A 17,083-nucleotide genomic window follows, 5' to 3' on the forward strand; every position below is an offset into this window, starting at 1 on the left:
CGTTAACATCTCAGGTATTAAGGGGTAGACCCCCCTGTAAAGCGATGGCGATCACAGTGTTACCCGCTGGTTTCCTCTGCGCGCATTTCAGTATGTTGTAACTAATTATCAGCAAAAAAAACGCGACCCGAAGGCCGCGTAAACGGATAATCACACTTACTTATTTTTTCTTAGTATTACGCCCATATACCAGCCACGTGATCACGACGCAGGCGATATAGAAGACAAGGAAAACTTTCATTGCGCCCGCCGGAGAGCCGGTCAGCTCCAGCGAAATACCAAACGCTTTCGGGATAAAGAAGCCGCCAATCGCGCCAATCGCAGAGATAAAGCCCAGTGCCGCCGCCGTATCGGTCGCCGCTTCACGCATGGCCTGCTCTTCGCTTCCCCCCTGCGCCTTCACGCGATCCATGGTCAGCTTACGGAAGATCACGGAGATCATCTGGAAGGTGGACGCACTCCCCAGCCCGGCCGTCAGGAACAGCACCATAAACACCCCGAAGAAGGCGATGAAGTTACCGCCCTGTCCGTCTGCCGGCAGCGTCAGGAACAGCAGCGCACAGAAGACCGCCATCACGACGAAGTTAACCAGCGTTACGCGCGTCCCGCCGAGACGGTCAGAGATCATGCCGCCAACGGAACGCGCCAGGGCACCAATAAACGGCCCGAAGAAGGCAAAGTGCAGGATCTGAATTTCCGGGAACTGCGTTTTCGACAGCATAGCGAAGCCCGCCGAGAAACCGATAAACGAACCGAAGGTGGCCAGATACAGGAGCGCCATCACCCACAGGTGCCCACGCTTCAGCACCGGCAGCTGTTCGCTCAGCGACGCTTTCGACGCGGACAGGTCATTCATAAAGAACCAGGCTGCAAGGGTGAACACCACCAGGAATGGCACCCAAATCCAGGCCGCATTTTGCAGGTACAGGGATGAACCATCCGCCTGCTCAACGCCACCGCCGCCAAAGGCCGCAAAAATGGAAACCGAAATCGCCAGCGGCGCAATCAGCTGCATCACGCTGACGCCCATATTCCCCAGACCGCCGTTAATGCCCAGCGCACCGCCCTGCTTCGCTTTCGGGAAGAAGAAGCTGATGTTTGCCATACTGGAGGCGAAGTTCGCCCCGGCAAAACCGCACAGCAGAGAGATAATCACGAACACGCTGAACGGCGTGGAGGTATCCTGCACCGCGAAGCCGAGCCAGACGCAAGGAACGATCATGATGCCCGTGCTGAACGCCGTCCAGCGACGACCGCCAAAGACCGGTACCATAAACGCGTAAGGGACACGCAGCAGCGCACCCGACAGCGACGGTAACGCCGTCAACATAAACAGCTGATCGGTCGTAAACGTAAACCCAACTTTCGGCAGGTTGACCGCCACTGCACTAAACAACATCCATACGCAAAACGCTAACAGCAAGCACGGAACGGAAATCCACAGATTCCGGCTTGCAACACGATGGCCGCGCTGTTGCCAGAACGCCGGATCCTCTGGACGCCAGTCTGTAATAACGGCACCACTTTCCCTTTCGGGAGCGGATGAGTGACTCATAGACACCTCTGATTCTCGAATGATGCTGCAAACATTAGGGTTTTAGGGCGGCGGTAAGTTGATATAAATCAAAGGAAAAGTGGGAGGATTTGCGGCACAAAAAAAGGGCTTATCCTTAGTGAGTAGGTTAATTCGACAAAAAAGACGTGGTTTTTCACGGCGCTGACGCGTTCCTGCCACCCCCGCGTTCTGCCCCCTACTCCGTTGGCAATTTAGGGGTAATCCTTTATTGGTATGGGTATACTCCAGGGTATGCACCAGAATAGCGCCATTCCTGCAAGCAGGCCACGTCAGGAGCACGCCAACTCTATGTTAAAAAGATGTTTATCTCCGCTGACGCTCGTGAATCAGCTCGCCCTGATTGTTTTGCTGTCCACCGCCATCGGCGTGACCGGCATGGCGATCTCCGGCTGGCTGGTACAGGGGGTACAGGGTAATGCGCATGCCATTAATGAGGCAGGCTCACTACGCATGCAGAGTTATCGCCTGCTGGCATCGGTTCCCCTGACGCAGGCCGATCGGCCCTTAATTGATGAAATGGAGCGCACCGCGTTCAGCCCCGAGCTGGAAAATGCCGCCATTCGCGCCGGTCAACAATCCCAGCTTAAAGCCCTTCAGGGGTACTGGCACACCCAGCTGCAGCCGGGCCTGAAACAGGCGCACAGTACAGAGGCGGTTGCCCAGGACGTGGCGGGGTTCGTTACGCGCATTGACGCGCTGGTCTCCGCGTTCGACCAGACCACCGAACTACGCATCGACCGGGTGGTAATGGTGCACCGGGCAATGGCGCTGTTTATGGGGCTGCTGCTGATCTTCACTATCGTCTGGCTTCGCGCCCGGCTGTTGAATCCCTGGAAACAGCTGCTGGCGATGGCCCGCGCGGTCACCGCGCGCGATTTCACCCAGCGCACGCACATCAGCGGACGCAACGAGATGGCGATGCTCGGCCAGGCGCTCAACACCATGTCGGCAGAGCTTTCCGAGAGTTACGCGGTGCTGGAACAGCGCGTGCAGGAAAAAACGGCGGGCCTTGAGCAGAAAAACGAGATCCTCTCCTTCCTGTGGCAGGCCAACCGCCGCCTGCACATGCAGGTGCCGTTATGCGAACGTCTCTCGCCGGTGCTGAACGGTTTGCAAAATCTGACCCTGCTGCGCGACCTGGAGCTGCGGGTCTACGATGTGGAAGACGAAGAGAACCATCAGGAATTTACCTGTCAGTCGGATATGTCCTGCGATGACAAAGGCTGCCATCTTTGCCCTCGCGGCCTGCCGCCGCTGACCTCCGGCGGCACCACCCTGAAGTGGCGTCTGACGGACAGCCACACCCAGTACGGCATTCTGCTGGCCACCCTGCCAACCGGACGCCACCTGAGCCACGACCAGCAGCAGCTGGTGGATACGCTGGTTGAACAGTTAACGGCCACGCTGGCGCTCGACAGGCATCAGGAAAAACAGCAGCAGCTGATCGTCATGGAAGAGCGCGCGACCATCGCCCGCGAACTGCACGACTCCATCGCCCAGTCGCTCTCCTGTATGAAAATGCAGGTCAGTTGCCTGCAGATGCAGGATGCTGAGATGCCGGAAAGCAACAAGCAGCTGCTGAGCCAGATCCGCAACGAGCTGAATACCTCCTGGATCCAGCTTCGCGAGCTGCTGACCACCTTCCGTCTGCAGCTGACCGAGCCGGGCCTGCGCCCGGCGCTGGAAGCCAGCTGTCACGAATTTAGCGCCCGGCTGGGGTTCCCGGTGAAGCTGGATTACCAGCTGCCGCCGCGGTTTGTCCCCTCCCATCAGGCCATCCATTTACTGCAGATCGCCCGCGAAGCGCTGAGCAACGTGCTTAAGCATGCCGGCGCGACGGCGGTAACGGTCACCGTCAGCCAGCACAACAATCAGGTGAAGCTGACGGTTCACGACAACGGCCGCGGCGTGCCGGAAAATGCCGAACGCACGAACCACTATGGTTTAATTATTATGCGAGACCGCGCCCAAAGCCTGCGCGGTGATTGCCAGGTTCGCCGGAGAGAGACGGGTGGCACGGAAGTTGTCGTCACCTTTATTCCCGAGAAACCGCTCACAATTGCTCAAGGAGATACCCATGACTAATCAGGAACCGGCATCCATCCTGCTGATCGACGACCATCCGATGCTGCGTACTGGCGTGAAACAGCTGGTCAGCATGGCACCCGATATCACCGTGGTCGGCGAAGCCAGCAACGGCGAACAGGGCATTGAGCTTGCCGAATCCCTCGATCCCGATCTGATCCTGCTCGATCTGAATATGCCGGGCATGAACGGTCTGGAAACCCTCGACAAGCTGCGGGAAAAATCGCTCTCCGGGCGCATTGTCGTCTTTAGCGTGTCGAACCACGAAGAGGATGTGGTCACGGCGCTCAAGCGCGGGGCGGATGGCTATCTGCTGAAAGATATGGAGCCGGAAGATCTGCTTAAGGCACTGCAGCAGGCGGCGGCGGGCGAGATGGTGCTCAGCGAAGCCTTAACGCCGGTCCTCGCCGCCAGCCTGCGGGCAAACCGCGCCACCTCGGACCGTGACGTCAGCCAGTTAACCCCGCGCGAGCGCGATATTCTCAAGCTCATTGCCCAGGGGCTGCCGAACAAAATGATCGCCCGCCGCCTGGATATCACCGAAAGCACGGTCAAAGTGCATGTGAAGCATATGCTGAAGAAAATGAAGCTAAAATCGCGCGTGGAAGCCGCGGTATGGGTTCACCAGGAACGCATTTTTTAAGGGTTATTCATCCGGCAGCAGCTTCCAGCGCGGGTCGTCGTCAGGCAATGCGACCAGCGGTTGCACCACGGTCAGCGTGATTTCATTAGACGAGACGCGCTGGCCTTTCTCATCTTCCACCACCGCCGACAGGTGCCAGCGGTTTGACGCCCCTTCCCGGTCATCCCAGGCGGGCATGATCACGCTCCAGCCGTCGCTGCTGTTGCTTTTAGCCGGCGATGTCAGACTCAACGCCTGCGTATCCCCCTGCCAGTGGATCTGGCGGATGCCGTGCGTGCTGCGAATCTGCAGCTTCAGCATGACGGTTTCGCCCCCTTTCAGATCCCACGGCGGCGTGGCCAGCCAGACGGACAGCGTTTTGCGCTGGCGGAACTCCATCACCGGCAGGCTGTTGCGCTCCGGCGAATCATAGCGGCTTCCGCGCAGGGAGCGCGTGGCGGCGACTTCACTGGCTGAAAGCTGTTTGGCCAGCGGCACGCCAAAGCGGTAGTTGAGCTTCAGCCCGAGGTTATTCTGGCTCTCGCCACTCTCACCCTGCTTATGCGCAGCGGTCAACGTCACCAGCGGAACGGGGGTATAGTTAAGTCCCAGGTTGACTGCCACCGGGTTGTGATAGCCGGTGCCGCTATTGAACAGGTCGACGTTATCACCAAAATATTGCTCAACGCTGAGGCTGGTATTCAGGTGATGGAACCACGGCAGCCAGGCGTTGGCCGTCACGTCATATCCGCGCGCCATGCGCTGCTCCTGAATGTCCGAGCGCTCACGCCAGCTGGCAAAGGGCTGATAATAGTTCGCCGACAGGTGCAGATTTTCCCCCCACACTTCCGCGCCCAGCCCGGCACGCTGCAGGTTTTCATCCAGCAGATTATCGTAAAAGGTGTTATAGCCCAGCAGCCATTTCCCGGCGATCCAGCGCTGCCCGATGCCGGCGTTACTGACCAGACCATCCGTCTGCTGCGTCAGGCCAAGCTGGCTCCAGCTCAGGTAGCGGTTGTTATCGTTCCAGGGGATAAACCAGCTCCCGCTGCTGCCGTTGAATTTGCCCTCGTTATCCACCAGCACGTTCACGCTGGCGTTCCCCCAGGGCGACAGCCAGGACTCAATCTGCTGGTTCACTTCGCCGCTCACCGCGTCGCGCACCTGACCAAAGGCAAACTGACGTGCCTGCTCGCCGGTTGTCAGGCCGTTGTCGGTCATACTGGCTTCGCCAAAGGCTTTCGCCATTTCGGCCAGGTGTTTTTCCCCCTCGCCTGTGGGCGTCGCCATACCAAGGTCGGGCAAACTGTCCCCGTTATTATCAAAGGGATTCAGAGCCTGATGCATAAAGGAATTCGGCGCACCGTGAACGGCTCCGACCGTAAGAAAGGAGAGTAAAAACAGCAAACGAAAGCGGGACGGTACAGCCATCAGCGTCGTCAATAAGAACCTGTGTTTATGAATAAACTCTTATTATGTTAACGCGATAAGCCCTGAAATGCAGTCCTGGCGGACATTTCAGGATTATCCTGAACAGATTGTCGCCCTTACACCCTTATCCACACAGCCCTTTCAGCTCCGGCACGCACGAACCGCAGTTAGTACCACAGCGCAGCTTCGCCCCCAGCGCGCTGACGGAATCACAGCCACCGGCAATCGCCTCCCGTATCGTATTTTCCCCAACGCTGAAACAGGTGCAGATAATGCGCCCTGGATCGCGGTGCTTCCCCACGCCCTGCCCGTTCAGCAGCGCATGGCGCGCAGCAGGCGTCGGGGGTGGCGACTGAAAAGCGGCCTCGATGACCGTATGCGCCAGCGCCGGTAACGCGGTACCTTCCCAGAACCCGAGCATCAGCTGGCCTTCATGCCAGGCCAGTACGCTGCTGAGTGCATCCGTTTGCGCAGTCTGCAACTGCCAGCCGCGGGTGCGGGCGTAATCCGCGACCCAGGAGAACAGCGGCGTATCCCCCGCCACCGTCAGGCGTGAGGCTTTACGCCACCCGTGCGCCGATGGCGGCAGCTCCGGTAGCGCACGGGCATAAAGTTCTCCCTGCCAGGCGGGCTGCCAGGGCATGATCCTGACGGCGGTTTGTTTACTCTCCGGCTGGCCCGAAACCGGATCGCAGCGCCCTTCCACCAACGCATTAACCTTTCCCTGACGGGCAAACTGCGCGTTCCAGTGCATCGGGGCAAAAACCTCACCTTCCCGCTGACCGTCGCGTATGCACACTCGGGCTACCATCACGCCGCGCGGCGAGCTGATGCGCGCCAGCTGGCCGTCACACAGAGAAAACCGAGCGGCGTCTGCAGGGCAAACCTCAACAAACGGTTCGGCGATATGCTGCATCAGTCTGGCCACATATCCCGTGCGGGTCATGGTGTGCCACTGGTCGCGAATGCGCCCGGTGTTAAGGATCAGCGGGTAGAATGCGCTAACCGTCGCACCGTGCGGCTGAGGGGTAACCGGAACGATGTTCCGGCGCGGAAAATCCCCCATCGGCCACTGATAAGGCTCAAGCTGATCCCACGCATCACGGGTCAGCGTAGCCAGATCGTGAAGGTTTAGCGCCCGCGCGCCGTCATTTTCAAAGGCCGTCAGCGCCGCATGCTCGCAAAAAATCTCGTGGGGATGCTGCCAGGCAAAGGCGTCACCGTGCCCCAGTTGTTTCGCCACCTGCGCGACAATCCACCAGTCCGGCTTTGCCTCGCCCGGTGCAGGCAGAAACGCGCGCTGGCGGGAAATACGCCGCTCCGAGTTCGTCACCGTTCCCTCTTTTTCTCCCCAGCCCAGCGCCGGAAAGCGAATATGGGCGAAGCGGCTGGTGTCGGTATCTCTCATCACCTCAGAGACAATCACCAGCGGGCAGTTCGCCAGCGCCTGGCACACCGCGTGGCTGTCCGGTAGCGAGACGGCAGGGTTGGTGCCCATGATCCACACCGCCTTCACCTCGCCGCGGGCGATGGCGTCAAACAGCTCTACCGCCATCAGGCCCGGAGTTTGCGCCAGCCGCTCCGTTCCCCAGAAACGCGCCACCCGCGAAAGATCGTCCGGCTCGAAGTTCATGTGCGCCGCCAGCTGATTCGCCAGCCCGCCCACTTCCCTTCCGCCCATCGCGTTTGGCTGGCCGGTCAGCGAGAACGGGCCGCAGCCCGGACGGTTAAATTTGCCGCTGGCAAGATGAACGTTAATGATGGCGCTGCATTTGTCGCTGCCGCTGGAAGACTGGTTGATCCCCATGGTGTAGAGCGTGATGACCCGGGGCGCTGTCATAAACCAGTCGTAAAAGGTGGCAATCTCCTGCGGCGTGAGGCCGCAAAACGCCGCCACGCGGGATACCGGCCACGCGTCCGTACCCTGAATCACATCCAGCAGACCGACAAACAGCCCGGCGTCGCTCCCGGGCGCGAGCGCAAGATGCAGGTCGGCACTATCACAGGTGGCGGTTCTGCGCGGGTCAATGACCACCACTTTCATCTCCGGTCTGGCCTGTCGCGCCTGCACCAGCCGCTGGTACAGCACCGGATGCGTCCAGGCCGCGTTTGAGCCAACCAGCACCACCAGGTCACTGTTTTCCACATCCTCGTAATTGCACGGCACGACGTCTTCACCGAAGGCGCGTTTATAGCCCACCACTGCCGACGACATGCAGAGCCGGGAGTTGGTATCGATGTTCGCCGCGCCGATAAACCCCTTCATCAACTTATTGGCGGCGTAGTAATCCTCCGTGAGCAATTGCCCGGAGGCGTAAAAGGCCACCGCCTGCGGCCCCCAGGTGTCGATGATCGCCCGCAACCGTTCGCCAGCCGCGCCCAGCGCCTGCGTCCAGTCCCCTTCAACACCGTCAACCACGGGGTGCAGCAATCGCCCCTGCAGACCCGTCGTTTCTCCCAGGGCCGATCCCTTCACGCACAGGCGGCCAAAATTCGCAGGATGGCTTTCATCCCCCCGAACGCTTACCGTTTCACCTTCCACGCGGGCGACCACGCCGCAGCCGACCCCACAGTAGGGGCACGTTGTCCGGGTTTCCATCATGAGGCCTCCGCGCGCAACACCAGGGCATCGTTGCCAACCCACACTTTGCCGTCTTCAATTTTCACCGGCCAGGCACGAACCGCAGGTTCGCCGTTATCAACCTGACAGCCGTCGCGCAGGCGAATACGCTGTTTGTAGAGCGGCGAAATCACCACCGGCTCGCCCGCCGCATCGCCAAGAATGCCGCGGGAGAGCACGTTCGCACTGCTGCCCGGCTCCCGATCGTCGAGGGCATAGACGAACTCACCAAAGCGGAACAGCGCAATCGGCTTACGCCCAAGCCGCGCGCCAATGCCCGCCTGCTCCGGGATGTCGTCGATGCCGCAAATTTCCTGCCAGCGCTTGTTGTTCTCCGCGGCAGTGTCGTTCACGGCGGTGCGGAACAGCGCCAGGCGGTTGGGATCGTTAAGCGTGGTCTGCCATTCACACTGGTAGGTTTCCACCACCCGGGCCATCTCCTGCTCCAGCTCGTGGGCAATGCCCAGGCTGTCGTTGAGGATCACCTCCCGCAGGTAGTCGAGACCGCCTTCCAGGTTGTCCATCCAGGTGCTGGTGCGCTGCAGGCGATCCGCCGTGCGGATGTAAAACATCAGGAAGCGATCGACGGTGCGGATCAGCGTTTCATCATCAAGATCGCTGGCAAAGAGATCCGCGTGGCGCGGCTTCATACCGCCGTTGCCGCACAGGTAGAGGTTCCAGCCTTTGTCCGTGGCGATGACCCCGACGTCTTTACTCTGCGCCTCGGCGCATTCGCGGGTACAGCCTGAGACGGCCATTTTGATTTTGTGCGGCGCGCGCAGGCCTTTGTAGCGGTGCTCCAGCCTGACCGCGAGGCTGGTGGAGTCCTGCACGCCGTAGCGACACCACGTCGACCCGACGCAGGATTTCACCGTACGCAGGGATTTGCCGTAGGCGTGCCCGGTTTCAAACCCGGCCTCCACCAGCGCCTGCCAGATCGCCGGAAGTTGATCAAGGGTGGCGCCGAAAAGGTCGATACGCTGGCCGCCGGTGATTTTGCTGTACAGGTTGTAGCGTTTGGCAATCTGACCGATAGCAATCAGCCCGTCTGCCGTCACTTCCCCTGCGGGCATCCGCGGCACGATGGAGTAAGTGCCGTCCTTCTGAATGTTGGCAAAGTAGCGGTCGTTGGTGTCCTGCAGCGGCAGGTGTGACGGTTTCAGCAGGTATTCATTCCAGCAGGAGGCCAGCACCGAGCCCACCAGCGGCTTGCAGATCTCACACCCGTGCCCCTGCCCGTAGCGGCTAATCAGCTGGTCGAAGGTGCGAATATGGTTGACGCGTACGAGGTGGTAAATCTCCTGCCGCGAGTACGGGAAGTGTTCGCAGATATCCTTTTTCACCTCCACGCCCTGCTCGGCCAGCTGGCACTCCATCACCTGCTTCACCAGCGCGCTGCACCCGCCGCAGCCGGTTGCCGCTTTGGTACACTGCTTGACGGCGCCGATGTCCGTCGCACCGGCACTCACCGCCTGGCAGATATCACCTTTGCTGACGTTATGGCAGGAGCAGATTTGCGCACTTTCCGGCAGTGCCGCCACGCCGAGCGCTTTTGGCGCACTGCCTGATGATACGGGTAAAATCAGCGTCTCCGGCTCTGTTGGCAGGGCGATGCCGTTGAGCATCATCTGCACCAGCGTGGCGTACTCGCTGGCATCGCCGACCAGCACGCCGCCGAGCAGCGTTTTTCCGTCGTGGCTCACCACCATTTTCTTGTAGATCTGCTGCGGGCCGTGCGTCCACTGGTAGCTCAGCGCACCCGGCGTGCGCCCATGAGCGTCGCCGAACGAGGCGACGTCCACGCCCAGCAGTTTGAGTTTGGTGCTCATATCCGCGCCAGTGAATGTTTTATCCTCTCCCGCCAGCGCGGCGGCGGCCACCCGCGCCATCTGGTAGCCGGGCGCGACCAGACCAAAGATTTTCCCCGCCCACAGGGCGCATTCGCCGATGGCAAATACGTTCGAGTCGGAGGTCTGGCAGCGATCGTCAATGCAGATCCCGCCACGCTCGCCGATAGCCAGCCCGCTGCTGCGCGCCAGCGCGTCCTGCGGACGTATGCCCGCAGAAAAGACCACCATGTCCGTTTCCAGCTGTTCTCCATCCGCAAAGCGCAGCACCAGCCCGCCGTCCGAAGGGGCGATTTCCGTCGTCGCTTTGCTGATGTGAACGCTGACGCCCAGCGCCTCGATTTTTCTGCGCAGCATTGCCGCGCCGTCGTTGTCGAGCTGGACCGCCATCAGGTTGGGCGCAAACTCCACCACGTGGGTTTCAAGCCCGAGCTGCTTCAGCGCATTTGCCGCCTCCAGCCCCAGCAGCCCGCCGCCAATCACCACCCCGCGGCGAGAGCCCGCCGCATGCGCCGCAATCGCGTCCAGATCGTCAAGGGTGCGATAGACAAAACAGCCCGGTAAATCGTTACCCGGAACGGGCGGAACGAACGGGTATGAGCCGGTCGCCAGCACCAGTTTGTCCCAGTGGGTTTCATGCCCGCTGGCGGTGCGCACCACGCGAGCATCGCGATCGAGTGCGACGATCTGCTGCGACAGGCGCAGCTCAATGCCGTGGTCGGCAAAGAAATCCCCGTCCACCAGCGAGAGCGACGCCGCGCTGCGGCCACCAAAATATTCCGACAGATGCACGCGGTCATAGGCGGCATAGCGCTCCTCGCCAAAGACAACAATCTGATACTGCTGATGCAGATTACGGCTAACGCAATCTTCGAGGAAATGGTGGCCGACCATACCGTGCCCAACCACCACCAGTGTAGGTTTTGTCATAGCGTTCTGTCCTGCAACCTGCGGTTGCGTAGTGAAACGATCGAACAGCCAGTCCGCATGGGCGGGCGCAGCCGTTGCCAATAAATCGGTGAAGGTTGCCGCGCTGCGGCAGTCCCCCATCAGCAGTACGCCAGCCAGCGCACCGCGGTGAATCAATAGGCGTCGGTAGTGGTGCGTGAGGGGATCCCATGCGCTCCAGACCACGTCCTCCGGCTGCACCGAGGCGCGACCGGCGGTGAACAGTTCAATGCCCGTCACCTTGAGCCGCATCCCGCTGTCCGTTGGGGCAAAAGAGGCTACGGCCTCCCCGGCCAGCCGGGCGGCGAGGATATCCGCCTGCGCCAGACAGGGCGCCACCAGGCCAAACGTCTGGCCGTCGATTTCACAGCATTCGCCAATAGCGCTGACGTTCGCCGCGGAGGTCTGCATCTGCGGATTCACCACAATGCCGCGGGCGCAGCGAACGCCGCTTGCTTTGGCCAGCGAGATGTTGGGCTGAACGCCAGTGGCCAACACCACACGGGTGGCGCGAATCCGCTTGCCGTCCGACAGCGTCACCGACTCCGCGGCGATGGACGCAATCCCGGACGAAAGCGCGCAGCGCACCCCGCGCGCTGCCAGCGCCTCTTCCAGCAGGACGCCAGCCTGCTGGTCCAGCTGTTGTTCCATTAACCACGCCCCGCGATGCACCAGCGTGACGTTGTCACAGGTACTGGCAAGCGCGGCGGCAGCCTCAACGCCGAGCACCCCACCGCCCAGCACCACCACCGGGCCCGGGATAGCCTGAATCGCGCCGATGTCCGTCAGCCGACGGAAGGTAAAGACGTGAGAGGCATCCCCGCCAGGGATAGGCGGCACAACGGGCGTTGATCCGGTGGCAAACACCAGCTCATCCCAGGCCAGCGTGGTTTGTGCCGTACGGACCAGCCGCTTCTCAACATCTACCGCGAGCACCTGTTCCCCCCTTCGCACCGTCACACCCCGGGACTCATACCAGGCGTCATCCTGCAGGCGGATCTGTTCTGCCTGTTTTTCCCCACCCAGCACCGGCGAGAGCTGGATGCGGTTGTAGGCGTGTTCAGGCTCATCGCCCAGCACGGTAATTGCGAAGCGACCGGGAGCACGCGCGGTCAGCGAGGCGATCAGCCGCGTTGCTGCCATGCCATTGCCGATAACGATCAGTCGCGTCATGGCTGCCCCTTTACGCCGCTTTGGGCTGTTTTTCATAAAGGAAATGCAGGATCTGCTGACGCAGATGGTGATAGCGGCTGTCGTCCGCCAGCTGCACCCGATTACGCGGGCGCGGCAGGTCAACGTGCAGGATCTCCCCGACGGTCGCCGCCGGGCCGTTGGTCATCATCAGCACGCGATCGGAGAGCAGTACTGCTTCATCCACATCGTGGGTGATAAGCACAATAGTGGTGTTCAGCGCCTGCTGGATCTGCATCACCGAGTCCTGCAGATGTGCGCGGGTCAGCGCATCCAGCGCGCCAAACGGCTCATCCATCAGCAACACCTTCGGCTTCATCGCCAGTGCGCGGGCAATGCCGACGCGCTGCTTCATGCCGCCGGAGATCTCTCCCGGCCGCTTATGCAGGGCGTGCCCCATCTGCACGCGATCGAGGTTGTGTTCAATCCACTCCCGACGCTCCGCCTTGCTCATGGTGTGGCGGAACACGTGATCCACCGCCAGGGCCACGTTGTCGAAGCAGGTAAGCCACGGCAGCAGGGAATGGTTCTGGAACACGACCGCGCGCTCCGGACCCGGCCCGGCGATTTCACGGTTATCGCAAATCAGCCCGCCTTCCGTCGGCAGCGTTATTCCGGCGATAAGGTTCAGCAGCGTCGATTTACCGCAGCCGGAGTGACCAATCAGGCTCACGGTTTCACCTTCGTGAATATCAAACGAGACGTTTTGCAGCGCCAGAAACTCACCGCTGGCGGTGGAAAAACGCTGGCTCACGGCCTGGACCTGAATTATCGGTTTCATCTTCGCTCCTTATTTTTCCTGCCAGCTAAAGCGGCGGGCGATCAGCATCAGCCCCTGCTCCAGCAGTAACCCGACCACGCCAATGATGACGATGGCGATGAGAATGTTTTCGACGTTGAGGTTGTTCCACTCATTCCAGATCCAGAAGCCGATCCCTAAACCGCCGGTCAGCATCTCGGCGGCGACAATGACCAGCCAGGCAATGCCGATGGACAGGCGCACCCCGGTCAACACCGCCGGCAGCACGGCCGGAAAGAGAATACGGCGCAGGATGGTCCATTCGGAGAGCTGCAGCACGCGGGCAACGTTGAGGTAGTCCTGTGGAATACGGCGCACCCCTTCAGCGGTGTTGATCACCATCGGCCAGATCGAGCAGATAAAAATGGTCCAGCTGGAAGCCGGCTCCGCTTTCTGGAACAGCAGCAGGCCGATAGGCAGCCAGGCCAGCGGGCTGACCGGGCGCAACAGCGCGATGAGCGGGCTGAACATGCGCGAGAAAAAGGTGAAACGACCAATCAGAAAGCCGAGCGGGATCCCGGCGAGCGCGGCCAGGCCAAAGCCCACCGCCACGCGCTGCAGTGAGGCGAGCACGTTCCAGCCGATGCCCATGTCGTTGGGGCCGTCACGGTAAAAGGGATCGGCGAACAGCGTTAACGCCGAGTCGAGGGTGCTGAGCGGTGTCGGGAATCCTTTGCTGTTGATCGCGGCCAGTTGCCAGAGCACGACCAGCAGCCCCAGCCCCAGAAACGCCGGAATGAGGCGCTGAAAGATCGCGTTCATCCGGCGGGCAAACGTCGGGGTACGGCGGCGAACCTGCACCGGAGGCAGAATAATCACCTCCCCACTCTCCGGCGTCTCGTGTGATGTCGTCTTTTGCAGATGCTGCATAATCAGGCCCCTCTACGGTGAATAGCGAAACGGTTGGCGTATCCTTCCGGGTCGGTACCGTTCCAGACGGTGCCGTCCATCAATGTGCTGCTGCGCAGCGGTGACGCCGGGGCGGTAATGCCCCCCACCGCCGTGGCGGCATCCTGCCAGACCGCGGTCTGGTTAATGCGCTGCGCAATGCCCGCATAGTCCGGGGCGGATTTGAGCAACCCCCAGCGGCGGAACTGGGTTAAGAACCACATGCCGTCGGAAAGATACGGGTAGCTGACGGCACCGTCGTTGAAGAAGCGAATCGGATGGGCGTCCTGCCAGCGCGAACCCACGCCGTTGTCGTACTCGCCCAGCATCCGCCCGGTGAGGTACTGCTCTTTGGTGTTCAGCCACGCGCGGCGGGAGAGGATCTGCGCGGTCTCGCGTTTGTTTTCCGGGGACGCGTCAATCCAGCGCGCCGCCTCCAGCACGGCGCTGACCAGCGCCCGCGCGGTGTGCGGGTTTTTCTCCACCCACTCGCGACGCGTGCCGAGGATTTTTTCCGGATGATCGGCCCAGATGGATTGAGACGTCGCAGCGGTAAAACCGATACGATCGTTGATGGCCCGCGCGTTCCACGGCTCGCCGACGCAAAAGCCGACCATGTTGCCAATGCGCATGTTCATCACCATTTGCGGCGGCGGTACCACCACGGTGCGGACATCGTCAAACGGATGAATGCCCGCGCTGGCCAGCCAGTAGTAGAGCCACATGGCATGCGTGCCGGTCGGGAAGGTATGCGCAAAGGTGTATGTCCCCGGCGCCTGCTGCCCGGTCAGCTTTTTCAGCCCGTCGAGATCGCGTACCCCCTTTTCGGCCAGATCGGCGGAGAGCGTAATCGCCTGCCCGTTCTGGTTGAGGGTCATCAGGTTGGCCATCTGCTGCGGCTTTCCGGCGATCCCCAGCTCCAGTCCGTACAGCAGGCCGTAGAGAATGTGCGCGGCATCCAGTTCGCCCGCTACCAGCTTGTCGCGCACCGCCGCCCAGCTCGCCTCTTTAGTAGGCACGATGGTGATGCCGTACTTTTTATCAAACCCTTTCAGCGCTGCGATAATCACCGGCGCGCAGTCGGTCAGCGGGATAAACCCGATGCGCACTGTTTCCTGCTCCGGTTTATCCGAGCCTGCCGCCCATGCGGCCTGAATGACCCCCGGTAGCAGCATTGCCCCACTCGCCAGCATGCTGGCCTGCAAAAACCGCCGTCTCGACAAATCCGCCATGACCACTCCTGAAAAAAAACCAAAAAAAAAGCGCCCGACAGTGCCGAAGCACCGCTGGACGCCTTTATCCCGAAGACAGGTGCACCGCCGTTGGCGCACCGTCAAAAATGGTTAATCTGATAATGCAAAGTGAATGCCAGGTTTTAACGCGCAGTTTTCGCGGTGCCAACCGCCTTACCCTCACGTTTACGCACCTCAATCAGGCACAAAATGCCCACGGATTGTGCAGCTACTCCTTTGGTGTTACTTCCCAGAGGTGCTTCACCATGAGCAGCGCGCGGGCGATATCCACCATTCTCTGGTTCTTGTCCATCGCCATTTTGCGCAGCGCCGTCCAGGCCTGTTCTTCACTCATATTCTGGTGGGTCATCAGCACGCTTTTCGCTTTATCAATGGTTTTACGCTCTTCAAGCGTATCGCGCAGCGACGCAAGCTGACGGGAGAGTTGCTCTATCTCGCGCGCCTGCTGGCGCACCAGGGTAAGCAACGGTTTTTCCGGATAGTGGATCAACGGATCGTCCTGCTCATCGGCGGGCGGTGCGTAGTCGTCGTCACGGTGAATACGCGCGTCCACGGCGAGCATCAGATCGGCAATCATGGTCTCCTCCAGCGCGCGCAGGTGTTCAAGGCGCGAGGTTTGCAGGGCGAACCAGGTCAATGCGGTAGTGCCATTATCGGCGGCGGGCTGGCGGGTACAGGCCACGCGCCGGAGTTGCTCCGTTTCACGATCGGGCTGGCAGTTCAGGGTAAAGGTGGTCTGCACCTCAGCGTGGCTGTGCGAGAGAAAGATCTCAAAACAGGCCTGCTGTCCGTCAATGCGGTCAACCAGCCTCTGGCGGGTGACATCATCGAAAAAGCCCTGCGTGAAGCCAATCGCCCCCAGGGCCCGCTCTTGTCCCGCCAGCTCTTTCCCCTGCATCAGGCTATACAGGGCGACAAAACGCCCGGCGATGTGCGGATCGTCGATGCTGTCATTAAGCTGCGGCACGATACTGAGCAGATGGCGAAGCATGCGCGAGTAGTGCTCCATCGCCTGCGGTGCCGTAAGGGTTTGCTGGCGCACGCCGTCACGCAGGGCGGGAAGCGTATCCAGGCTTTGCAGCGCGCCGCCGATGCGTTCACAAACGGCACTTCCCGGAACGGGGGACTGTTTGTCGAGAATGCCATACAGGGCAGCCAGGTTTTCATCCACCAGCGCCCGGCTGGCTTTGCATTCGGGGGCGTAAAGCTGACCCTGTGAGCAGAGCCAGACGTTGGAAGCCCCGCGCTCGCACTGTAACATGTGCACCAGCTGGCTGATGCCATGCACAAGCACGCCCAGCTGTGCCAGTTTGCTGAGCTGCTCCCGGCGAATCGTCCTTGCGCGCTGGAGCCATTCGTTAGCCCCTGGTGAAATGCCAGCCATTAATGTCATGCTTACTCTCCGGAACAGCGAAACCCGTGAAAGCTAAGCAATATTCGTGCCTTTATAAGAACAGGAGTCAACATGCAAAAGATTGTGATTGTCGCCAACGGTGCGGCCTACGGCAGCGAATCCCTTTTTAACAGCCTGCGTCTGGCCATTGCGCTGCGCGAAAAGGAGAGCGACCTGGCGTTGCGACTCTTTTTAATGTCGGACGCGGTCACTGCAGGTCTGAAGGGGCAGAGACCCGCAGAGGGCTATAACATTCAGCAGATGCTGGAGATCCTGACCGCGCAAAACGTGCCGGTGAAACTGTGTAAAACCTGCACCGACGGGCGGGGCGTCACCGGCCTGCCGCTGATTGACGGCGTGGAGATCGGTACCCTGGTTGAACTGGCCGAATGGACTCTGACCGCTGATAAAGTATTAACTTTTTAATAAT

11 protein-coding genes are annotated in these 17,083 nt (G+C 60.7%); 3 read left to right on the top strand and 8 right to left on the bottom strand.

From position 1 onward, the window contains the following. Positions 1-160: 160 nt before the first annotated feature. Positions 161-1,555 carry a NarK family nitrate/nitrite MFS transporter gene (locus EKN83_RS01270; RefSeq protein WP_095449167.1) on the bottom strand — a complete coding sequence of 465 codons (1,395 nt, stop codon included), beginning with the start codon at positions 1,553-1,555 and terminating at the stop codon, positions 161-163. Positions 1,556-1,864: 309 nt separating this feature from the next. Here EKN83_RS01270 and narX point away from each other — a divergent pair, with 309 nt between their 5' ends. Then, positions 1,865-3,661 carry a nitrate/nitrite two-component system sensor histidine kinase NarX gene (gene narX, locus EKN83_RS01275; RefSeq protein ID WP_025756540.1) on the top strand — a complete coding sequence of 599 codons (1,797 nt, stop codon included), beginning with the start codon at positions 1,865-1,867 and terminating at the stop codon, positions 3,659-3,661. Beyond that, positions 3,654-4,304: a two-component system response regulator NarL gene (gene narL / locus EKN83_RS01280; protein ID WP_008499531.1), complete on the top strand. Its 651-nt coding sequence runs from the start codon at positions 3,654-3,656 to the stop codon at positions 4,302-4,304. Before narX ends, narL begins: the two co-directional genes overlap by 8 nt. A gap of 3 nt (positions 4,305-4,307) precedes the next feature. Here narL and EKN83_RS01285 read toward each other — a convergent pair whose 3' ends face one another. The 7 genes from EKN83_RS01285 to nasR form a co-directional block, all read right to left on the bottom strand. Next, on the bottom strand, positions 4,308-5,714 hold the full coding sequence (locus tag EKN83_RS01285) for a YchO/YchP family invasin (RefSeq protein WP_126800183.1): 1,407 nt from the start codon (positions 5,712-5,714) through the stop codon (positions 4,308-4,310). 124 nt (positions 5,715-5,838) lie between these two features. Continuing rightward, positions 5,839-8,316, bottom strand: coding sequence for a nitrate reductase (locus EKN83_RS01290; RefSeq protein ID WP_126800184.1), 2,478 nt, complete (start codon positions 8,314-8,316; stop codon positions 5,839-5,841). Then, positions 8,313-12,302, bottom strand: a complete 3,990-nt coding sequence (gene nirB, locus EKN83_RS01295) for a nitrite reductase large subunit NirB (protein ID WP_126800185.1) — start codon at positions 12,300-12,302, stop codon at positions 8,313-8,315. The genes EKN83_RS01290 and nirB overlap by 4 nt, the downstream gene beginning before the upstream one ends. A gap of 10 nt (positions 12,303-12,312) precedes the next feature. Next, positions 12,313-13,101, bottom strand: coding sequence for an ABC transporter ATP-binding protein (locus EKN83_RS01300; protein WP_045286270.1), 789 nt, complete (start codon positions 13,099-13,101; stop codon positions 12,313-12,315). Positions 13,102-13,110: 9 nt separating this feature from the next. After that, positions 13,111-13,989 carry a nitrate ABC transporter permease gene (gene ntrB, locus EKN83_RS01305; RefSeq protein WP_059387005.1) on the bottom strand — a complete coding sequence of 293 codons (879 nt, stop codon included), beginning with the start codon at positions 13,987-13,989 and terminating at the stop codon, positions 13,111-13,113. Positions 13,990-13,991: 2 nt separating this feature from the next. Next, positions 13,992-15,239 (bottom strand): CmpA/NrtA family ABC transporter substrate-binding protein, encoded by a 1,248-nt coding sequence (locus EKN83_RS01310; RefSeq protein ID WP_126800186.1) that lies wholly within the window; start codon positions 15,237-15,239, stop codon positions 13,992-13,994. 229 nt (positions 15,240-15,468) lie between these two features. Further along, on the bottom strand, positions 15,469-16,653 hold the full coding sequence (gene nasR / locus EKN83_RS01315; RefSeq protein WP_126800187.1) for a nitrate regulatory protein NasR: 1,185 nt from the start codon (positions 16,651-16,653) through the stop codon (positions 15,469-15,471). A gap of 72 nt (positions 16,654-16,725) precedes the next feature. Here nasR and EKN83_RS01320 point away from each other — a divergent pair, with 72 nt between their 5' ends. Then, positions 16,726-17,079 carry a DsrE/DsrF/TusD sulfur relay family protein gene (locus EKN83_RS01320; RefSeq protein WP_025756532.1) on the top strand — a complete coding sequence of 118 codons (354 nt, stop codon included), beginning with the start codon at positions 16,726-16,728 and terminating at the stop codon, positions 17,077-17,079. The last annotated feature ends 4 nt before the right edge of the window (positions 17,080-17,083 follow it).

The sequence above is a fragment of the Enterobacter sp. WCHEn090032 genome (genome assembly GCF_003986875.1).
In the GTDB taxonomy this organism is placed as follows: Bacteria; Pseudomonadota; Gammaproteobacteria; order Enterobacterales; family Enterobacteriaceae; genus Enterobacter; species Enterobacter sichuanensis.

Bases quoted from the DNA above. Each gene is read 5' to 3' on its own strand.
- nirB (WP_126800185.1), bottom strand. From the start codon at position 12,302: ATGACGCGACTGATCGTTATCGGCAATGGCATGGCAGCAACGCGGCTG.
- nasR (WP_126800187.1), bottom strand. From the start codon at position 16,653: ATGACATTAATGGCTGGCATTTCACCAGGGGCTAACGAATGGCTCCAG.
- EKN83_RS01300 (WP_045286270.1), bottom strand. From the start codon at position 13,101: ATGAAACCGATAATTCAGGTCCAGGCCGTGAGCCAGCGTTTTTCCACC.
- EKN83_RS01285 (WP_126800183.1), bottom strand. From the start codon at position 5,714: ATGGCTGTACCGTCCCGCTTTCGTTTGCTGTTTTTACTCTCCTTTCTT.
- EKN83_RS01270 (WP_095449167.1), bottom strand. From the start codon at position 1,555: ATGAGTCACTCATCCGCTCCCGAAAGGGAAAGTGGTGCCGTTATTACA.
- narL (WP_008499531.1), top strand. From the start codon at position 3,654: ATGACTAATCAGGAACCGGCATCCATCCTGCTGATCGACGACCATCCG.
- narX (WP_025756540.1), top strand. From the start codon at position 1,865: ATGTTAAAAAGATGTTTATCTCCGCTGACGCTCGTGAATCAGCTCGCC.
- EKN83_RS01320 (WP_025756532.1), top strand. From the start codon at position 16,726: ATGCAAAAGATTGTGATTGTCGCCAACGGTGCGGCCTACGGCAGCGAA.
- ntrB (WP_059387005.1), bottom strand. From the start codon at position 13,989: ATGCAGCATCTGCAAAAGACGACATCACACGAGACGCCGGAGAGTGGG.
- EKN83_RS01310 (WP_126800186.1), bottom strand. From the start codon at position 15,239: ATGGCGGATTTGTCGAGACGGCGGTTTTTGCAGGCCAGCATGCTGGCG.
- EKN83_RS01290 (WP_126800184.1), bottom strand. From the start codon at position 8,316: ATGATGGAAACCCGGACAACGTGCCCCTACTGTGGGGTCGGCTGCGGC.